Origin of the sequence: Paraburkholderia sp. A1RI-2L (assembly GCF_048957375.1) — a bacterium.
GTDB lineage: Bacteria > Pseudomonadota > Gammaproteobacteria > Burkholderiales > Burkholderiaceae > Paraburkholderia.
Window position 1 is genome coordinate 23,466 of the sequence record NZ_JARBTA010000006.1, and the last position, 15,847, is coordinate 39,312.

At 58.4% G+C, this 15,847-nt stretch carries 18 protein-coding genes and 1 pseudogene; 1 reads left to right on the forward strand and 18 read right to left on the reverse strand.

Annotated elements, in window-relative coordinates; genetic code table 11:
• Positions 1 to 301: 301 nt before the first annotated feature.
• The 18 genes from PWP93_RS35050 to PWP93_RS35135 form a co-directional block, all read right to left on the reverse strand.
• Positions 302 to 2,251 carry a caspase family protein gene (locus PWP93_RS35050; RefSeq protein WP_421048110.1) on the reverse strand — a complete coding sequence of 650 codons (1,950 nt, stop codon included), beginning with the start codon at positions 2,249 to 2,251 and terminating at the stop codon, positions 302 to 304.
• Positions 2,232 to 2,843 carry a hypothetical protein gene (locus PWP93_RS35055; protein WP_421048111.1) on the reverse strand — a complete coding sequence of 204 codons (612 nt, stop codon included), beginning with the start codon at positions 2,841 to 2,843 and terminating at the stop codon, positions 2,232 to 2,234. The genes PWP93_RS35050 and PWP93_RS35055 overlap by 20 nt, the downstream gene beginning before the upstream one ends.
• 195 nt (positions 2,844 to 3,038) lie before the next feature.
• Positions 3,039 to 3,251, reverse strand: coding sequence for a hypothetical protein (locus PWP93_RS35060; RefSeq protein ID WP_421048112.1), 213 nt, complete (start codon positions 3,249 to 3,251; stop codon positions 3,039 to 3,041).
• Positions 3,248 to 4,894, reverse strand: coding sequence for a patatin-like phospholipase family protein (locus PWP93_RS35065; protein ID WP_421048113.1), 1,647 nt, complete (start codon positions 4,892 to 4,894; stop codon positions 3,248 to 3,250). The genes PWP93_RS35060 and PWP93_RS35065 overlap by 4 nt, the downstream gene beginning before the upstream one ends.
• A gap of 905 nt (positions 4,895 to 5,799) precedes the next feature.
• Complete coding sequence (locus tag PWP93_RS35070) at positions 5,800 to 7,002, reverse strand: restriction endonuclease (protein WP_421048114.1); 1,203 nt, start codon at positions 7,000 to 7,002, stop codon at positions 5,800 to 5,802.
• A 939-nt stretch (positions 7,003 to 7,941) separates the two neighbouring features.
• Positions 7,942 to 8,262, reverse strand: coding sequence for a cyclic-phosphate processing receiver domain-containing protein (locus tag PWP93_RS35075; RefSeq protein WP_421048115.1), 321 nt, complete (start codon positions 8,260 to 8,262; stop codon positions 7,942 to 7,944).
• Positions 8,263 to 8,287: 25 nt separating this feature from the next.
• Positions 8,288 to 8,878 carry a hypothetical protein gene (locus PWP93_RS35080; protein ID WP_421048116.1) on the reverse strand — a complete coding sequence of 197 codons (591 nt, stop codon included), beginning with the start codon at positions 8,876 to 8,878 and terminating at the stop codon, positions 8,288 to 8,290.
• A gap of 30 nt (positions 8,879 to 8,908) precedes the next feature.
• Complete coding sequence (locus tag PWP93_RS35085; RefSeq protein ID WP_421048117.1) at positions 8,909 to 9,361, reverse strand: hypothetical protein; 453 nt, start codon at positions 9,359 to 9,361, stop codon at positions 8,909 to 8,911.
• Between the two features lie 23 nt (positions 9,362 to 9,384).
• A complete protein-coding gene (locus tag PWP93_RS35090; RefSeq protein WP_421048118.1) occupies positions 9,385 to 9,582 on the reverse strand; it encodes a hypothetical protein in 198 nt (65 codons plus the stop codon).
• A 35-nt stretch (positions 9,583 to 9,617) separates the two neighbouring features.
• Positions 9,618 to 10,355, reverse strand: coding sequence for a hypothetical protein (locus PWP93_RS35095; RefSeq protein WP_421048119.1), 738 nt, complete (start codon positions 10,353 to 10,355; stop codon positions 9,618 to 9,620).
• A gap of 10 nt (positions 10,356 to 10,365) precedes the next feature.
• Positions 10,366 to 10,860, reverse strand: a complete 495-nt coding sequence (locus PWP93_RS35100; RefSeq protein WP_421048120.1) for a hypothetical protein — start codon at positions 10,858 to 10,860, stop codon at positions 10,366 to 10,368.
• 94 nt (positions 10,861 to 10,954) lie between these two features.
• Positions 10,955 to 11,509, reverse strand: coding sequence for a GIY-YIG nuclease family protein (locus PWP93_RS35105; protein WP_421048121.1), 555 nt, complete (start codon positions 11,507 to 11,509; stop codon positions 10,955 to 10,957).
• 60 nt (positions 11,510 to 11,569) lie between these two features.
• Complete coding sequence (locus PWP93_RS35110; RefSeq protein WP_421048122.1) at positions 11,570 to 11,785, reverse strand: hypothetical protein; 216 nt, start codon at positions 11,783 to 11,785, stop codon at positions 11,570 to 11,572.
• A gap of 237 nt (positions 11,786 to 12,022) precedes the next feature.
• Positions 12,023 to 12,520 carry a hypothetical protein gene (locus tag PWP93_RS35115; protein WP_421048123.1) on the reverse strand — a complete coding sequence of 166 codons (498 nt, stop codon included), beginning with the start codon at positions 12,518 to 12,520 and terminating at the stop codon, positions 12,023 to 12,025.
• Positions 12,521 to 12,602: 82 nt separating this feature from the next.
• A complete protein-coding gene (locus tag PWP93_RS35120; RefSeq protein WP_421048288.1) occupies positions 12,603 to 13,490 on the reverse strand; it encodes a competence protein CoiA family protein in 888 nt (295 codons plus the stop codon).
• A gap of 126 nt (positions 13,491 to 13,616) precedes the next feature.
• The gene (locus PWP93_RS35125) at positions 13,617 to 13,841 is read right to left on the reverse strand and encodes a hypothetical protein (protein WP_421048124.1); all 225 of its coding nucleotides are present in this window, start codon (positions 13,839 to 13,841) and stop codon (positions 13,617 to 13,619) included.
• Positions 13,842 to 13,894: 53 nt separating this feature from the next.
• Positions 13,895 to 14,248 carry a hypothetical protein gene (locus tag PWP93_RS35130; protein ID WP_421048125.1) on the reverse strand — a complete coding sequence of 118 codons (354 nt, stop codon included), beginning with the start codon at positions 14,246 to 14,248 and terminating at the stop codon, positions 13,895 to 13,897.
• 72 nt (positions 14,249 to 14,320) lie between these two features.
• Entirely contained in the window at positions 14,321 to 15,085 is a 765-nt protein-coding gene (locus tag PWP93_RS35135; RefSeq protein WP_421048126.1) for a tyrosine-type recombinase/integrase, read from the reverse strand.
• Positions 15,086 to 15,449: 364 nt separating this feature from the next.
• Here PWP93_RS35135 and PWP93_RS35140 point away from each other — a divergent pair.
• Positions 15,450 to 15,599, forward strand: a pseudogene (locus PWP93_RS35140) (integrase); the annotation flags it as partial.
• Positions 15,600 to 15,847: the final 248 nt, after the last annotated feature.

Consider the following 15,847-nt stretch of genomic DNA (forward strand, 5'->3'; position numbering starts at 1 on the left):
CTCCGTCACGTCAGGTATGACGCGCGTTCGAGGCGCCGCACCATAAGGCGAGCTTGCAAAGTGGCCTCGGAATCCTAGAGAGCGTCAAGCAGCATGGCCGGCCAAGATTGGCCTTACCCCGCCGAGTACGCCATTCGTCAGTTAGTGGTCTCGCCGGTTTGAGGCTAGCCCAAATTCCGTTCCGGTCTCAGCTGGGAAATTCCGGCTCTTCGGGTTGGGCCGAATCGGCCTCCATTCGTCGCCTCGCCATAGAGAGGTTTTTCCCCTATCCAACGCGGCACAAATGCACCGGCCGCGACCGTCAACTTCCGCGCTTGCTTTCCACTTCTTGCGGCGCAAGCAGAAACCATGGGCTCCGATCGGGGAATACTAGCGCTGAGCATATGGCAGCGATTCGAACGGTTCCTGAACGCAGCGACGCGTCGCTTCGCAACCGCGCAAGGCACGCCCCCTCCCAGTGCCGTTCCAGGTCCGAAGCTTGCCACACGTTGGTTCCTATCTGAAAAACGTGATTCCGGCCCTCACGGATCACGTCCTTGCCGAAGTCCCGATAGCTGTCCGGAATGAATATATTCAGCGCTACATGATCAAGCTGCCGCAGACAAGAGTCGAACTCGTCAGCCAGACCGCATCGCGCCCCCACCAGAAGAGCTAGCGCTAGGCTTTCAAGCGGCCGCGCGATGAGCGCTCCAGCCGCACTGAAATCTCCGGTGCTGCGCGCGCGCAGGTAAGCGAGAGCATCTTCCTGTCCCAACGTTGCCACGGCCAACCTGGCCTGATGCTGAACAATCCTGTTGAAAAGAATCCCTAGCGGTATTTCAAGAAGCTCTTCGAGCCCTTGCTCGAGTGCCGCATGTGCAAACGTGAGTAGATACGGCGCTTCGCTGTCGCTCATGCCACACAGAACCGGCGCGTAATCGTCGATTAGCCGTCGGCCCAGCGCCTCGAAAACGCGCACCGCGCGCGCGTCGTCCTGATGACGCGCGCGACGGATATGCACCAATGCACCACTCCATCCGAGAATACGCGTTAGGCGCGACGGAAGATAGAAGAAGTCCGCCAGACCGCCAGTCGCAAGCGACGCAACGTCGGTCTCCTGCGTGTCCAGTGCGGCCTCAAGCGCGATCTCGAGTTCGTCGCATAGCCCGTCAGCAAGCATCCGTATCGCGTCATCCACCGGCGAGTCATCGCCCGCTGCCGACAAGAGTACCGAGATACAGGTGGCGATCGTCTCGACTGCCGCGAATGAATTCTGCGAGGTGCGACCGCGCTCCACCAGTGTCGAACACACACCCTGGACAAACTGCGCTATCGCATCACGATCGTCGGAGATACATTCAACTACCGTCCGGAGAGCTCCAGCAATTTTGACGGGCGTCAGGTCGGACGGCTCACTGTAATACAGACGCCATAGCCTCTCCGCCGCTTGAGCAATCGCGCGGCCAGCGCCGACGCCGGGAATAATGCCCGTCACATCGTGTATGGCGGGCGCATTGCGCGCGTCGAAATGGGGGTTACGGACAAACCGCGACTGCCCGTACAGGTTCGCCCCCCACACCACCGGCACCTGGAGCGCATCCGACGCCACGCTCTCCGATGCGCGGCGCCCCGCATCCACGAGGTCAAGGAACGGTCTTCTTGTATCGATGACCTCACGCCCGGCTATCACATCCAGCAGTGCGCGCAACCCCAAACCACCCGACTCATTTTCTTCGGCATCCTGATTGGCTGCCGATGATGCGAAGATCGAGATACCCGACGTTTGTGCGTCACCTATGACTTCTGGCTTCAGCAACACCCCAAGGTCTGATACGAGGCCTCCCGACTGGCACGAGTCCATGATCAGGTTACACTGAGCCGGCCGCATTTCATTGATGATCTGGAATAGCATCGAGAGCGGGAGCGCAGACGTCGACATCATGTCCAGTCGCGACTCGCGAAGCGCCAGATAGTATGTCCCCCGCACCACGCCCCCATGACCTGCAAACACGAAAGTAAAGGTGTCAGCTGGGTCCCGATCGAGGAACAGTTCGGTCAAGGCGATATGGACGTCTGCAACGCTGGGCGAAAGCAGAAGCCGTGCGTCCGCCGCGGGATATGCTCCGAACGCCGGGTCGGTGAAGATCGCGAACGCAGCGCTGGCATCGCTTTCGGCAGCATGGAGCGTAGCAAGATTTTCATATCTGTCGCACCCGACGCAGAGCAAGACTCGACGCCCATGACCAACGAGTTTATTTGAATCGTGCGACACGCTCTGCCTCCCGCGCCTGTGCGTTGCTCTTTTTGCGTTCTACGACCTCCTCGATCTTCTGCTTGAATTGCGGGTCGTTAAACTGCGGGTCGCTCCGGAGTGCTGCCAACACATCTGGAGCTGCGTGAAGTTGCGGCATCGTCGGTCGCCCCTGCCGATCCACACCAAACTCGAGTTTCTCCAGGAGTTCAAGGATCGTCTCCGCGATTGGACGCTTATGCGCGCTTATCACATTCCCGACGCTCACAGCCGCCTCCGCCACGGTCTGATAGAGCTTTTCCCGCATCGAGGTTTCGAAGCCATCGACCAGCTTACCCATCTGCCGAAAGACCAGTGAGCAGTCACCCTGCAACAGGTCCGCACGCGCAATACAGACTTCATGGCTAGTCCGCTGGAGCACCGTGACGTCGGAGGGAGACGTCTCGTTCTGGCTGCTCATTTGGAGGCCATGCATGAACCGGTACACGTTGTCGGTGGGTAGGTAGGCACTTCGTCGAACCCCGACCTGCGTCGCTACGTCAGCAGCGAACGCCGTCATAAAAGCGGCTTCTTCGCGGGCGAACGGAAATGGGACCTTGTTGTCTTTCTCCATTGCAGATCTCCGGCTAGCTCAAGCAAACCGTCTTTCGCGAAGGCCTCCATTCGGAACGCTTGCGAACGAAACGGTACGGCATCATCCTCGCCTCCTTCATAAGCGAGGTTCCGGTGCATCAGACGTGCGCCACCTGGCCGTCAGGTAACAAAAAAGCCCGCATTCTGCGGGCTCTTGCGAGAATCGGATAACAGCTTATTTGGCCGTTTTTCGCGCCTCAAATCGCTCCCATACCTCGTGCGAACCCTTTAGCGCTCGATTCATGCGTGATTTGAGCGCTTCGCCTCGCCCGTCGCGATCAAGCGATTTCTGAAATGCGTCCCGCAGTTCCACCGCTTCACGCGACGGGGCGGCAATCTTGCGGGCGACCGTCTTCGTTTCCGACTTGCGGATCAGCGTACGTGTCATTCCCATGGTGTCGATGTACTCCGTTGGACAGCGTCATAAAGACCGAATTCATGGACAAAATCTAGCACAAACTCGTTGAGCTGGCTAACAAACCCCTCGAATGCTTCCTCGTTTTCGGCGTCCACCCGAGCATCAGTCTCGATCATAATCACGAGCGGCTTTTCGATCCGACCCTCAAATTTTGGCAGCAGGTCGTCGTCCTCGCGCAGCGACGCGGGAAGACAGATTAGCCAGTGGTCGCCGGGCCACGCCCCCCCGGTGAACAACGTGAAACTTGCTTCGTGCGCCTCCCAGGCGTGGATCAACAAGCCGGGTTCGGCAACGGGCTTCTCAGTTTCGTAACCCGCATGATACAGGACAGCCAGATCACCATAGGTGGCAGCAGGACGCACCGCAACTGCGACCTTGATCACGGGCACGTCACCATCTGGAAACCAATCGCCCGATTTGGTCGCGAAAAGGTCCCGCACCGTCACCAGCAGTTCCTCGCAGGCAGACTCCAGCACATCCGGCGTCGTCGTCATTCCTTCATACAATCGTAGGGCGACAGCCTCACGCGCCTCGAGGGCATCGAGGCGAAGGGTTTCGCGGGTGGCGTCGAACTGGAACAACTTGAGATCGGTCGGGATTGGCACGAAGAGCATGCGCTCAACCGCGCGCAGGTGAATTTCGAGAGAGCCTGCCACGATACTCTCTAGCATTCCACCCAGCCAATGCCCCTTCTTCGACGCATCCTCGCGCGCGGCTTCAATCGAAAAGGCAATAGTGACAAGATCGGCCTGTTGCCGCCGTTCGGCATCGAACGTCCACACGGGCAGATTTGACATGACGCCGCCGTCCACAAAGGCGCATTCCTCTTCCCGCGCGCCGACGCCTGTGCCACGCCGGCGTATGAAACGCCAGGGAGCAAAGACAAACGGCAGACAGATTGACGCGGCAACGGCATCGGCCACTGTCGTACCCGGGGTCCGCTCGACGGAGAACACCTCCACACAGCGGCCGCTTACGTTGGTGGCCACGATCTTGAGCGGCAACGCACCGTGCGAGGCCAGATCTTGGAACGTCACATTGCCCGGTGCCGTACCGAGCTTGGCAGCCAACGCACGGTCGACAAAAGCTCTGACTTTCGCGACGCTGGCAATGCCGCGCAGCATCCACCGGACAAGACAATAGCCACCCGCCGCGACGGCAGCAACAACCGCTGCCGCCCAATGCGGCCGTTCCCAGATGAGGAAGATCAACCCGGCAGCTCCCGTCGCGACAGCGGCCATGCCTCGCCATCCAGAGAACGTCTCGGTCAGTCTGCGGATCGAGGAAATCACAAACCAGCCACGGCGGCCAAAGAACTGCGTAGGTCGCGTCAAGCCACGCTCGGCCCCAAGCGTATCGAGAATGTTGAGTCCGGTGTCTAGATCAAAAATCTCCCGGCTCGTATAACGGACGGCGACGAGCGCTGCCATCATCGCGCCAGCGGACGTGCCTGCGGCACCCTGAATTCTCAGGGCCGCTTCTTCAACCGCGGCGAGCGCGCCGACGTGTACCACGCCCTTCGCACCACCGCCCTGGAAAGTCAACAGCACTGGATTGGCGGACGGACGCAGCCACCATGGCGCGGGCGGCGGTCCGAACTTGTCGAGGGTCAAAGTCCTAGACATCGTTGTTATATGGCGCGACGGCAAATGGTAATTATATCCCGCGCCTCAATACAAGATGAGCGCGTCCATCAGATAGCGGGCTGTATGTTCCACCTTGCTTGAGATGCCTGAGCGAAACATCCGCGCGTCTTTTGCCCAAAGAAGGAAGCCCATCCGAAAACTACGCTCAGTCAGAAAAGCCCGCCCTGCCTCACGGCCCAAGCCAGCGGCACCTCACCCATCGTGAGCACGAGCGCGTACAGGCGCACGCCGTCCGGGCCGGGTTCGGGGATCGACCCGGGGCACGCGCAGCGAGGGCCGCAGTGCCAGACGCTGGGCCCGGTCGGGCGACTGAGCGTGGCTCATCCCGGGCACACAGCGATGAACGCGGCGCCCGCCGGCGGCAGGTTTTCGGGGGCGCAGCCGGCGGGCAGCGCGAGGGCAACAAGTTCGCGGCGGTCGACCATATGCAGCGAGGGAAGTCCGCGCCTCCCGATCCTGGCGGAAAACCCGCGGCGCCGCAACGGCGTCCGCCCGCCCTGACCTGCCGTGGCGTCCTCCGGACCACAGCCGCGGTCCGGCCGGGCCGGAGCGCGCAATCTTTCAGGTTTGCGAACCTCATCAACTCTGATAACCCGGCATTATCAGGGTCGCATTTGCTGAGCCAAAATAGAAAATACGGTGCCTGATCCCACGCCTGGAGGCCCCCTGGATGCCCAATCCCCTCCCTAGACCCATCGGCGCCCCCCGGGTGGACCGTCCAGTGAAAAGACCTCGCGGCAACAGTGACCAGGGCGAGACGCCGACACCCGGCGACCATCAGGCACGCCCGCCTCTCGATACGCCCGACGTGGACACGCTGAAAGATAAGCGTGACCATGCCTGACCGCTTAGACAGTTGCGAAGCACCAAGGTCAGCCGCTTGTGATGGCGGGGGATTCAGGGTCCGGGATACCATCGCCATCCAGACGGAACTGCTCGATGATCCTTTGGTTGTGGTCATCAAGGTAGGCCTGCAACTCACGGCGTCCTATCAGGCGAACTGATGCAGCGTTGGCGAGCTCCGTAGCTGATCGTGTGAAATAAGAATTTGTGACGACCATGGCATCGTCGCAACCATAGAAGCTCTTTGCTGAGATCGCTTCCTGAACAGCTGAGTTGCCGACGTTTCCCGAATAATTTTTTGCCTGGATCACCATCTTTTTGCCAAACTTGCTTACGAACAGGTCTGCGCCTTGATCGCCGCTTAGCTTGGTTCCCTCGACGTCGTAACCCGCCGTCTGGAATATCTGGGCAAGAAATTTTTCGAACTCGTATCCATTCATGGCGTCCACGTGGTACATCGTCACGAACTGACTAGGATCAAAAAACTCCAGTTTCGTTGCTAGCCTCTCGACGAGGATGTCGAAATTGATCTGCTCGCAGATTTTCAACCAGGTTTCCACGGTCTGCCAGGGAAGAAGCGGCGTGCCGAATACCGAGGACGCCTGATCCGCATACTGTACTTCCGGGTGGCGTATGTTGTTGTCCCAGAGGAAATAGAATAGCAGGCTGAGATCATCGCGGTAGCTCACACCTGCTTCCGCTATCCACGACCGGAGAATCTCGCGCAGTGAGCCCTTGACATGCCTCGAGATCTCAGTGGAAAAGCCAAGGTATACCGAATTGAAACCTGTCGTCAGCAAAAGTTTGTCCAACAGGTGCGGAAGCTCTTCCAGCTCTGTGAAGCCTTTGCGAATCAAAACCTCGCGAAACAGCTCGCGGTTAGAATACGTTCCATTTTCTCGTGCGCCTGGCGTTTCGGCATCACTGGGTTCAATACCCACGTTTCGAACCGTGTGATAGAAATTGGCAAAGTAAGGTTTTTTGAGTTCGGAATATTTCCTGAGCACTGCGCGAAGCAGGTCGTTGAGTTGCGCCTGCTCTTTTTTCTTGCCAAGCAGATCCTTCAGGAACCCTTTTGTCTGATACTGGAATTCAGGATAGAAGGAGGGATCAAGCGGGACTTGGAGCGCCGCAGGTACTGACTGCCCCGATGATTGAACCGGAGCATTTGTGCACCATGGGCATTTAGTTTCAAATGATTTTCTTCTGCAAGAAGTACATTGGTAGATCACGAATTCTCTCCTGACTATGAATCTTCTTTTTGATAGCCATCACATTACCAATATAGCTCGCGATTGCCATTCGCCTTTTCTTCGACGGAGGCAACCGCGTCTCCATCCACTCGCCGGCATCTACGCATGGAGGCAGCGTCCCGAGCCTCATCGTGGCGGTTGTGCTAGCGGCGTGGTCGGTAGAGTCGAGGTGTGACGCGGGGGCGGTAGGCGGGGTTTGTCTGTTGCCGCCTCTTTCGTCTGGCGGTGCCCTATTAACCCTGGCCATAACTCCGCCTTCACACCCCGCTCATCGAACCCGCCGTGCAGATCTCCCGCAACGGGCTCTCGGACGAGACATCACGCCTTCGTACACGGCAAGTCACTACCAAGGCCCCTGTAGACGAGCGAGACCGAAGTACCCGTAGAGGTGCGAGGGTGGATAGTTGACGCTCATCGTTACTGCGCAACGTTGCCGTCGTCAGGCAACTGGCCGCTGAACGGATTGCTAGGTTTGTTGTCGTGTAATTGACGCCGCCGTGCATTCTGTTTGTCGCCGGCCTTGCGGCGGCGGTATGCATCGACCGTTTCACCTGGCGTAAGAACTGAAGGAATTTGTGACGTTCGGGTGGACGCTCCAGCCACCGACTGTGCGACCGCATCGACTCGAAAACAGCGTCAATTGTGGGCACGTTTCCCTGCTTGAACTTGCATTCTTTATCTCGCCACGCCTTCGTTTCCATACCCACAACGAGTAGACGGTGCTTCGCAGCCGCAAAGCTAGCTGGAACAGTGGGAAGGAATAGCCCCGAAAGGCCCTGCGCACCATCGAAGACGGCAAGGTCCCTAGCGGTGAGAATATCGAGATAGCTCTGCGCCAACGCGAGTGCGTGGCTGTCAGTCTCGCTGCTTGTGAGAGTTTCGCCCATGTTGATCGATTGCTCTTTTGTTTCGCGGTACTCAAGTCCGGACGTCACGATGGATAGAACGCTCGCGCATGAACCTTTCAATCGCTTGGACGCCGGCTTGCATCTTCTCCGCCGCAGACGGGTTCGCAGAGTGAATCATGATCACTGGAGGCATGAATCCTCGAAGCGCGACTGCCTCCTCGATCCAGACAATGACGTCGTAGCCCATTCCGCGCGCGTCATCGCCCAAGTCATGGTCCAAACTGAGTTCTGTCACGCCCCCTGCGTCAAGGAGCCGGATGGCTTCGGACGGCCAATACACTCGATGCCAGCCCGCTGGCGTCGGGCGCTCGTCATCAAGAAACAGCTTCATGTCCTTCTGCCTGTTTTCCTATGGCTCAGCTATGCAATTTCGCGAGCATTTCTCCCAAGGCTGGTAGAAACGGAGCGACGATCGTCATATGTGCCGCGGCCGAACTGATAAAGCCCTGATAGTGTTGCGAGAAAGAAGCCTTGTCGTGCCTCGCCGACTCTAAGCGCGCGATGGCATCCAACAACGCGTCCCTCTCAGGCGAAGCACCGATCCCGCTTTCAACTTTCTCTCGCATCTGGCCGAAGATATCGCTGGCTGACACAACGTTGACTGAGTGATCGCTCGAGTGGATGTTGACGCGGGCGTTGTTGCCACTTACGTTCACGGAGTAGTGTCCACCCGTGTGCCTATCGAAGACTTTAGGACGAGAAACCTTCACTTGGTAGTGCGCGCCGAATGGGCCGCTACTGTAGAACGTTGGATCATCTACCGTGAAGACTTCTTGCTTACCGTTGGGGAGTTGCCGCCGAATCTCATCGCCGGTCCGAACATCCGCGCTTGTGTCGTCGATCAAGATCATAGTTCCAGTAAACGAACCCTTGATGCGACAACGCAACTCCCCCTCCGGGGAGACGATTTCCATATCCTCTTGCTCTACCAATCCGGGCAGTCTCATCAAAGATCCTTTTTCTGAGTTTTTCGATGGTTAATAAATCTCGTATGCTCGGGCGTCAACTTCAAATGGCGCTGCGTGATATCCGACCGTAGCGATCTGCTGGAGATACGCGGGCAGAAACGCAGCAATCGAGCCCGCCACTTCGTACTGTTGGACATGCCGGCATTCGTGTGTCAGCAGCTGGCGTGTCAAGTGGCCGTGAACGATGAAGATTGCGTATCCTAATGTAAGGCCCGTAAAACCTGGTCCGAGCAACCCAGTACTCACAGCGACGTTTCGCAACCATGCGTCATCCGGCAACGGCAGCCTTGGCGCGATGACCACGCGGATTTTCTCCGGCTCTCTAACACCGAGGGCGCGTGCGTCAGCGATGCCTTGCGGCATCAGTGCTACCCCTGTTGATAAGGCTTGCCGCTCTTGTTCCTCAGCCCAACTGATCGCTGCAGGCAACAGCTGCGGGAGTACACTTGCGAGATTGGTCATAATCTTCCCCGTTTTCCGACTCGTCACGGTTGTTTTGTTTCGCGCGCTTGCGCGGCGATCTCCCGCAGTTGCCTGGCCAGCGGGACCATCGTTGAACTGTGCACGACACGAAGCACGGCTTTCACCGCCTCAGGTGAGACGAAAGTCTGTTCGGTCGGCGTTAGCTGCTCGCAGACGATGCGAGCCCATTCTCTCAGTTCGTCTTGGGTTATATCGTCCATAGCGCTTCCTGTCCTGGTCATGAGCCGCCAGTCGGCTAGTGCGGTAGGTCTACAAATCGATGCATTGGGTCGTGAACCGGGAGCGCCCGCGCCGCCACCAATTTGCCGAGCTCCTCCACGAAATCGCAACCTGCATCGAAGTACTCTCTGAGTTCTGTACGAGTGAAGTCACCCCGCCAATTATCGTGAACGATGCGATTCCGCTGGTCAACTAGCGCTAGGTAGCTCTCTCTCACCACTCCACTGATCCTGCGTTTGAACAGTCGTTCTAGCCGCTTCAGGACCGATAGCTTTTTACCCTGCGTCGCTGCTGTTACAGCTCGCTCAACTATGCCGGAACATAGAGACCATAGATCGCTTGCCCCAACCAAGTCCTCCAAAGGTACCGACAAATGAAGGCTTTGGTCATTGATCTCAAGATCCTTCATGACTAACGGCCGATAGGTGAAAAGAACCGTAAACGCTTCCGCGATTGCTGCTTCAGTGATGGTTGAGACTACAACCACCAGTTGCCTTTTATAGGCGGCGATCGCCGCCTCGATCGAATCCATTATGGGATCGACAAACCTTGACGTGGCTGCGTCGTCCAACGCAGTTAGCTTTCCGTCCTCGCCGACGTGCTGCGGTCGACCAGTGCCAAGCAAATATGTTTGAATTGCGCACTCATCTGAGCAGAAGCGCAGTAAAGTATCGGAGCAGCCGAGCGCTTCGATGAGTTCAAAGTGCCAGCGGCCGTGGTCAAAACGAACCTGTCGCGTCTTGTCAGAGATCACCGTCGTCTTCCTATTCGCCGGGCTGACGCCAAGGTACCACCTTGACAGCTTGTTCTGTGAGCGACAAGACGTGGTCAATGTCGATCACCACTTGATTCGCATTCGGAGCCAGGAACCCGTTCAAACCGCTCGGATAGCGGCCGTGGAACGGCGCGGCATGGAGCGCGTTCAGGCATGAACACCAGGCGGGCGGGGAGTTGGACATTGCTCCCGTAGCCGCGGCCTGCCATAGTGCATCGAGGTCGTGTCCGAACGGCCTCCCCCTCAGATCTGACGCACGCCGCCCCGTTGTCCAAAGCAATGCCTTCAGCCCCCCCTCCAGCGCCTGCGCAGCGAGCAGGGCGCCGGGAAGTGCAGTCTCAACCTTGCTTTCCGCAAGTGCGCGCGCGCCATACCAGAGTTGCCGTGCCGTCGACACGAAGCTCTCCCCATCGGACGGCGGCCTGCAAGTGACATCAGCGGCGGTCACAGCAACGCTTCCAGTTATCGCCCGTAGATCGCGCATTCCGTTTTCCGTCCTGTTACGTGCTCGTTCTATCACATTCTTGGCGAGAATTAGTGCCGAGCGGCGCTGGATGGCCTCACCAATGAGACCCGGTTCACCACGCCACATCAGCGGCGACCGACGTGTAGCAGGTCGGGCAACGTGCTCTCAGCTCGTATCGTATAAGCGTCGTAGAAAATTTTGTGGCGCAGCGGGGGCACACTATTTCGACGAACTTTGTCGCAAAACCAAGACGTCGTGTGGACGGCAAATTATCCCCGTCTTCATGGGCCATCGCAGTTTGGCTTGAAGCCGGTCCGCCCTTGACAGAAAACTGTGTGTGCACTGAAGCACCACCGACGGCGTGCACGACATATTGGGCGTCAGGAGCGTCGACCAACCGTTTTATCGCCTCAACAACCGTACCCACCTCACAGCGAAAGAACTCACGTTCCGCTTGCAACCGCGCATCCGAAAGCGCGTGATGCAGTTCTCGTTCCAGCAGTGCAGCGTGATCGACTTCGCACTTGAACTCAACGATAAACGTACCGGGAACACCAGTCGTCGAAAGTGCCGACACCCGCTCCTCTACCGGTAAAGTAGTAAATCCGATTTTCAGCAACCCTGGCATGGCAGAGTTGGACAAAACGTACACCCATCCTTGCGACATAGCTCAATGGCTCCGTATGCGTGTTCGACGCAAACAAGCATGCCGATCTGGATTTCCGAGTCACAGATTGTTGGCTGCCACGCGACGCTTTGCCTCGTTCATCGCCGCGACGTCCGCATCGGCTTTCGCAATCCCGCGTGCTGGCTGCAAGGCGACGCGCGTGCTGTCTCCAGAAGGAGAATCAACAACGGCCAACGGAAACCAGTACCCTGGCATATCGCTGTTCTCATATGACGCGGGGGTTATTCTGTATCCCCGGTATTCGATGACGGTCATGTCGTAGTTTTCCGTGGCTTATCGAAGATGGTCGGGCAGCATCCGTTCGAGCGCTGCGGCTTCTTCTTCAGCCTGTTGTTCAGTTCGTCCAATTCACGCGCGGCCGCCTCAGCGTTTGGAGTGCCACTGACCGGTTTCGTGCGTTGCATTGACCTCGCGTTGGCATGCGAAGCGGTCCCCGGCCTCGTTCTGGATCAAGCTCCAATAGTTCGCGTTCGTCATGGCTCTGTTTTCCTATCACTTAACGCAGTTCTCAACGGCATAGGCGCATTGCTCGCCTTTTGTGAGTGCGCCTCCAGTCGGTCCGCTGTAGTTCACCCGAGAAACCACACCGTTGGTCATCACCACGGACACCGTACACGACCGGTGGCGTGTCAGTGAGTGACCGAAAGAGTTGGTCTGGCTCGAGCCGGCAGCAGCGCCAGTGGCGTACACTGAATTCCCAACACGTGTCGCCTCGGCAGCACCAACCGCACTGCCCATCGTGTTCGAATAGGCATTGTTGAAAGTGTCGGTTCGGCCGTTGCCAGAACGGTAGCTCCAGACTTCGACGTTGCCTTCAGCGACTTTCGCTTGCGGGACGCCCATGCATGCCAGTACGTCACCTTTGGAAAGGCCGATCATCTGCGACTTCGCAGCCTCGGCGGTCTGAGCGCGCTCGAAAACGCAGCCCGACGTCAGCAATGTGACGCATGCACCCACGACGAGCAATGAATAACGATACGAGTGGTCCACAGCTATTCCCCCGACTGCATCTACACCAACTACCGGCCGGCGTTGCGGCGCACGAGCGCCAGCGTTTTCCGATGGTCCTCGACTATGCCACTTGCACTATCGAATCGGTATGTTCCCGAACCCACTCGACCAGAAGATCGAAATAGGCGGATGGGTCGCCCGCCGCGTCTGCCTCTGACCACCGAGCGACATACCCGGCAGCCTTCCTGTCGAGATCAAGCCGCGTCAATGTGCCGCTACCATACGTGGCCCAGAGCCGCTTGAATTTATCGATAGCCCACTGATGAACATGAATCGGGCTCAGATTCGTCTGTACACCGACCGCGGAAGTTTCGACCGCTCGTGATTTCAATCGGCGATCGTAGGCCGAAGCCTTCTTTGCGTGTTGTAGCGCGTCCATATAGGCGAGCTGCCGTTGTACCGGCTCTCGGCCGTTGTGAAGCCAAATGCGGTTTTCGAATGAGTCTCGGACAAACGCACGAAGCATATTCCAGTCAACATCCCGATTCAATTGCCACGCAAGGAGTTCGATCGCTGCAATGCCGAGCTTACCGAGCTTGCTGGCTTTATCGGCCTCGACCTGATGCGTTACTGCCACTTCCACTATGAGGTCGCGCCCCGCAACGGTTACGACGGAGTCGGCGACAATATCCTCAATACGCACTTCAAGGCGCGGGGCACTATAGGTGACGCGTCTTCGCGCTAGGGTGCGCGATGCACTTCTCTCGTATCCGTCGAATGTCGCAGTTTCCTCAACCGTGAGTTCAGGCACTGCCAGAACGCTTCCATCAGCGATGACCTGCTTTATGGCGCGATGCAGGGCCGTCTCGGCAGCCGTCGCACAATTTCCAGCGGCATCATGCGCGAAGTGCCACGCGTTGCGTTTCCCCTTTTTCGCGATCACGGAACCGTTGCATGCCGTGCAGAAACAACCACATGCTCGACCACGCTCGACCTCCGACACGTGCACTATCCTCCCGTTTCCCGCGACGGCGTACAGCGCCTCGGTAGCGCGAGCGCGCGACGAGTTTTCGGCTTCAGCAGGGTTTAACGCGCCTAGCTCGGACAAAGTCGCCCCCGTTTTCCGCGCCGTTGTTTAACGCACCGGCGCCGCGGCACGTTCCTCCGCGTCCTTCCGCTTCTGCTCTTTCGCCATGTGATGACCTACTGCGCAACCGACGATTGCGCCGGCAACTGCATGATGCCCTGCCACGTGCCCTGCTACGGCGCCAGCGGCCGCGCCTTTCAAACAGCCTGCCGCTTGAGCGTTGCCGGCCGCAACGGATAGCAGAGCTACCGCCATACAAATTGCTTTCTTCATTCTTTGTTCCTTCGTTCGTACTCGCCCGCGTGGGTGCGTATCTTTTACGTTTCCTAGTTTTCCAAATTGCAGTCGGCGACTTCAACCCTGTGCGACAACCCCGCGCGGGCGATCGGCGGTTTTTGAGGAATGCCCCACGCACACAATAGCGCATCGAACGAAGGCGCGGTTGGACCGGATTTCAGCACCGGGAGCTCACGTCCTGTCAATTGGTACTGGACACGCTCACTGGGGGTGGCTCCAGACTGCTTAACGCGCTCAAGCACGCCGTGACGAACCGCGTACTGAACTGCATCTGACGCTGCGCGCGAATTCAACGTCCCGCTTGCCGCGATCTGCTTGACTGTCGCCGCACCATACTGACGCATCCATGCGCAAAGCTTCTCGGCGTTATGGTGTACCTTCATCGGTATGTTCCGCTGTTGGTGACTCTAAGAAGTGCCTCTGGCCAAACTCTGAACGTCGCTGCCGTCTCTTGCCTAACCCTTCCTTATCGGCATCTGCACCCAAATCTGTATATCCAAACGACGGGCCTGATTAAAGCTTATGCAAAATGCATTCAATCGGATAGGTTGACCGCAGCGACAGCTGCACGGAGCTCTCGCTGCGATACTTCCAGATACGGCGCAACATGGTCGAGCGTGTCCCAACAGAATCTGCACCATTTCGAGCGAATGGCCGTTCGCCATCAAGCGGCTCGCGAACGTCCTCCTGCCAGTGTGACTGCTGTAACCTGCCCCGAGCCCGGCGGCACGGTACAGGCCGGTCACGTAGCTCTGAAGACTATCGGCGGCCAGATACTCGACCAAGTCGCCCTCGAAATTGACGCGACGCTTCGTGCTCAGCTCGAATGCGCCACCCTTCTGCGTGACGATCAGCCTTGTGCGGGGCATAAGACCACGGTACTCACGGCGATCCAGTGACATCCCATGTCCACGGCGATATCGCCACTCGACATAGCGATCCAACGCCTCGACTGCCTTCACGTGCGAGAGAAACACGCAGCGCGAACGACAGCCTTTGGTGATCGAGCCAGGCAACCCGATCTCTTCCTTCCTGGTGACCGACTTTGAGAGCACATGATGCACTTCTAACCGCGCAATCTCAGTCACGCGCATACCGCATGTGATGCCGAGCAAGAGGATCAAGGTGTCGCGCTCAGAAAAGCGACTGGTCGCTTCGGCGACGCACAGAAGGTGGCGGAATTTCGCGGGGGTGAGGATTTTGGCGTGCTTGGGTTCCATGCATTCCTGTCTCGGAATACGCCCGTTTTCGGGCCTTGTTACGAGAAAGAACACGCCGGGCGCTCCGCTCCAGTGCAACCCGCATGAAACCTCACCTCCTCGGAAAAATCTCGCTTGCCCTGCCTGCCGCTGCGGTGCGCCGGGAACCGGCGGATGCAGGGTGAGGATGGCGCAGGCGGTTAGTTGCGCAATGGACGAACCCTCGTGCTCGCGTCCAGCTGGACACACGAGGCCGGGTCGCGCACGGCTGCGCCCTGGCGCCACCCGAATCGTTGGCCATTTCGCCGCGCCAGGTGCGGGCCCGAAAGAGCGCGGTGTGGAAATTGCTGGGTCTGGGTGGTAGCCGCAAGCCGACCAACGTCCCATGGAATCCACCCTCATCACGCCTCGCCCTCTCGGCACGCTCGCGCTCCCCGACAACCTGGACGGCCGCAACGGCGCGAACCGCGCCACCGGACGCCGCCAGATCGGCACCGATGACGATCTCGACGCCATCCGCGCCTGGCTTGCACGTGTGCCGTCCCATGTGCTCCCGAGTTCGCCCGCGAGATGCACCTCGATGTGAGCGTGCGGATAGACGCCCGAATCTCTTCCACTGCATCGCTGCAAAGCCGCCCCCATGTCTTGCAGGGCCAAGCCCGGATACGTGCCCACCCTCGCCGCACGTCTTTCCAAAGACGGCCGGCGTGCCACCGAGTTTGGGCGGACACAAACCATTTGATCCATTTTTTTCGAAATCGCTTTCGACCGAGTTAACCCGAC

Excerpts from the sequence above, each read along its gene's own strand:
- PWP93_RS35055 (WP_421048111.1), bottom strand. The coding sequence starts at position 2,843 with ATGGAGAAAGACAACAAGGTCCCATTTCCGTTCGCCCGCGAAGAAGCC.
- PWP93_RS35060 (WP_421048112.1), bottom strand. The coding sequence starts at position 3,251 with ATGACACGTACGCTGATCCGCAAGTCGGAAACGAAGACGGTCGCCCGC.
- PWP93_RS35075 (WP_421048115.1), bottom strand. The coding sequence starts at position 8,262 with ATGAAGCTGTTTCTTGATGACGAGCGCCCGACGCCAGCGGGCTGGCAT.
- PWP93_RS35080 (WP_421048116.1), bottom strand. The coding sequence starts at position 8,878 with ATGAGACTGCCCGGATTGGTAGAGCAAGAGGATATGGAAATCGTCTCC.
- PWP93_RS35085 (WP_421048117.1), bottom strand. The coding sequence starts at position 9,361 with ATGACCAATCTCGCAAGTGTACTCCCGCAGCTGTTGCCTGCAGCGATC.
- PWP93_RS35090 (WP_421048118.1), bottom strand. The coding sequence starts at position 9,582 with ATGGACGATATAACCCAAGACGAACTGAGAGAATGGGCTCGCATCGTC.
- PWP93_RS35100 (WP_421048120.1), bottom strand. The coding sequence starts at position 10,860 with ATGCGCGATCTACGGGCGATAACTGGAAGCGTTGCTGTGACCGCCGCT.
- PWP93_RS35105 (WP_421048121.1), bottom strand. The coding sequence starts at position 11,509 with ATGTCGCAAGGATGGGTGTACGTTTTGTCCAACTCTGCCATGCCAGGG.
- PWP93_RS35110 (WP_421048122.1), bottom strand. The coding sequence starts at position 11,785 with ATGACCGTCATCGAATACCGGGGATACAGAATAACCCCCGCGTCATAT.
- PWP93_RS35125 (WP_421048124.1), bottom strand. The coding sequence starts at position 13,841 with ATGAAGAAAGCAATTTGTATGGCGGTAGCTCTGCTATCCGTTGCGGCC.
- PWP93_RS35130 (WP_421048125.1), bottom strand. The coding sequence starts at position 14,248 with ATGAAGGTACACCATAACGCCGAGAAGCTTTGCGCATGGATGCGTCAG.
- PWP93_RS35135 (WP_421048126.1), bottom strand. The coding sequence starts at position 15,085 with ATGGAACCCAAGCACGCCAAAATCCTCACCCCCGCGAAATTCCGCCAC.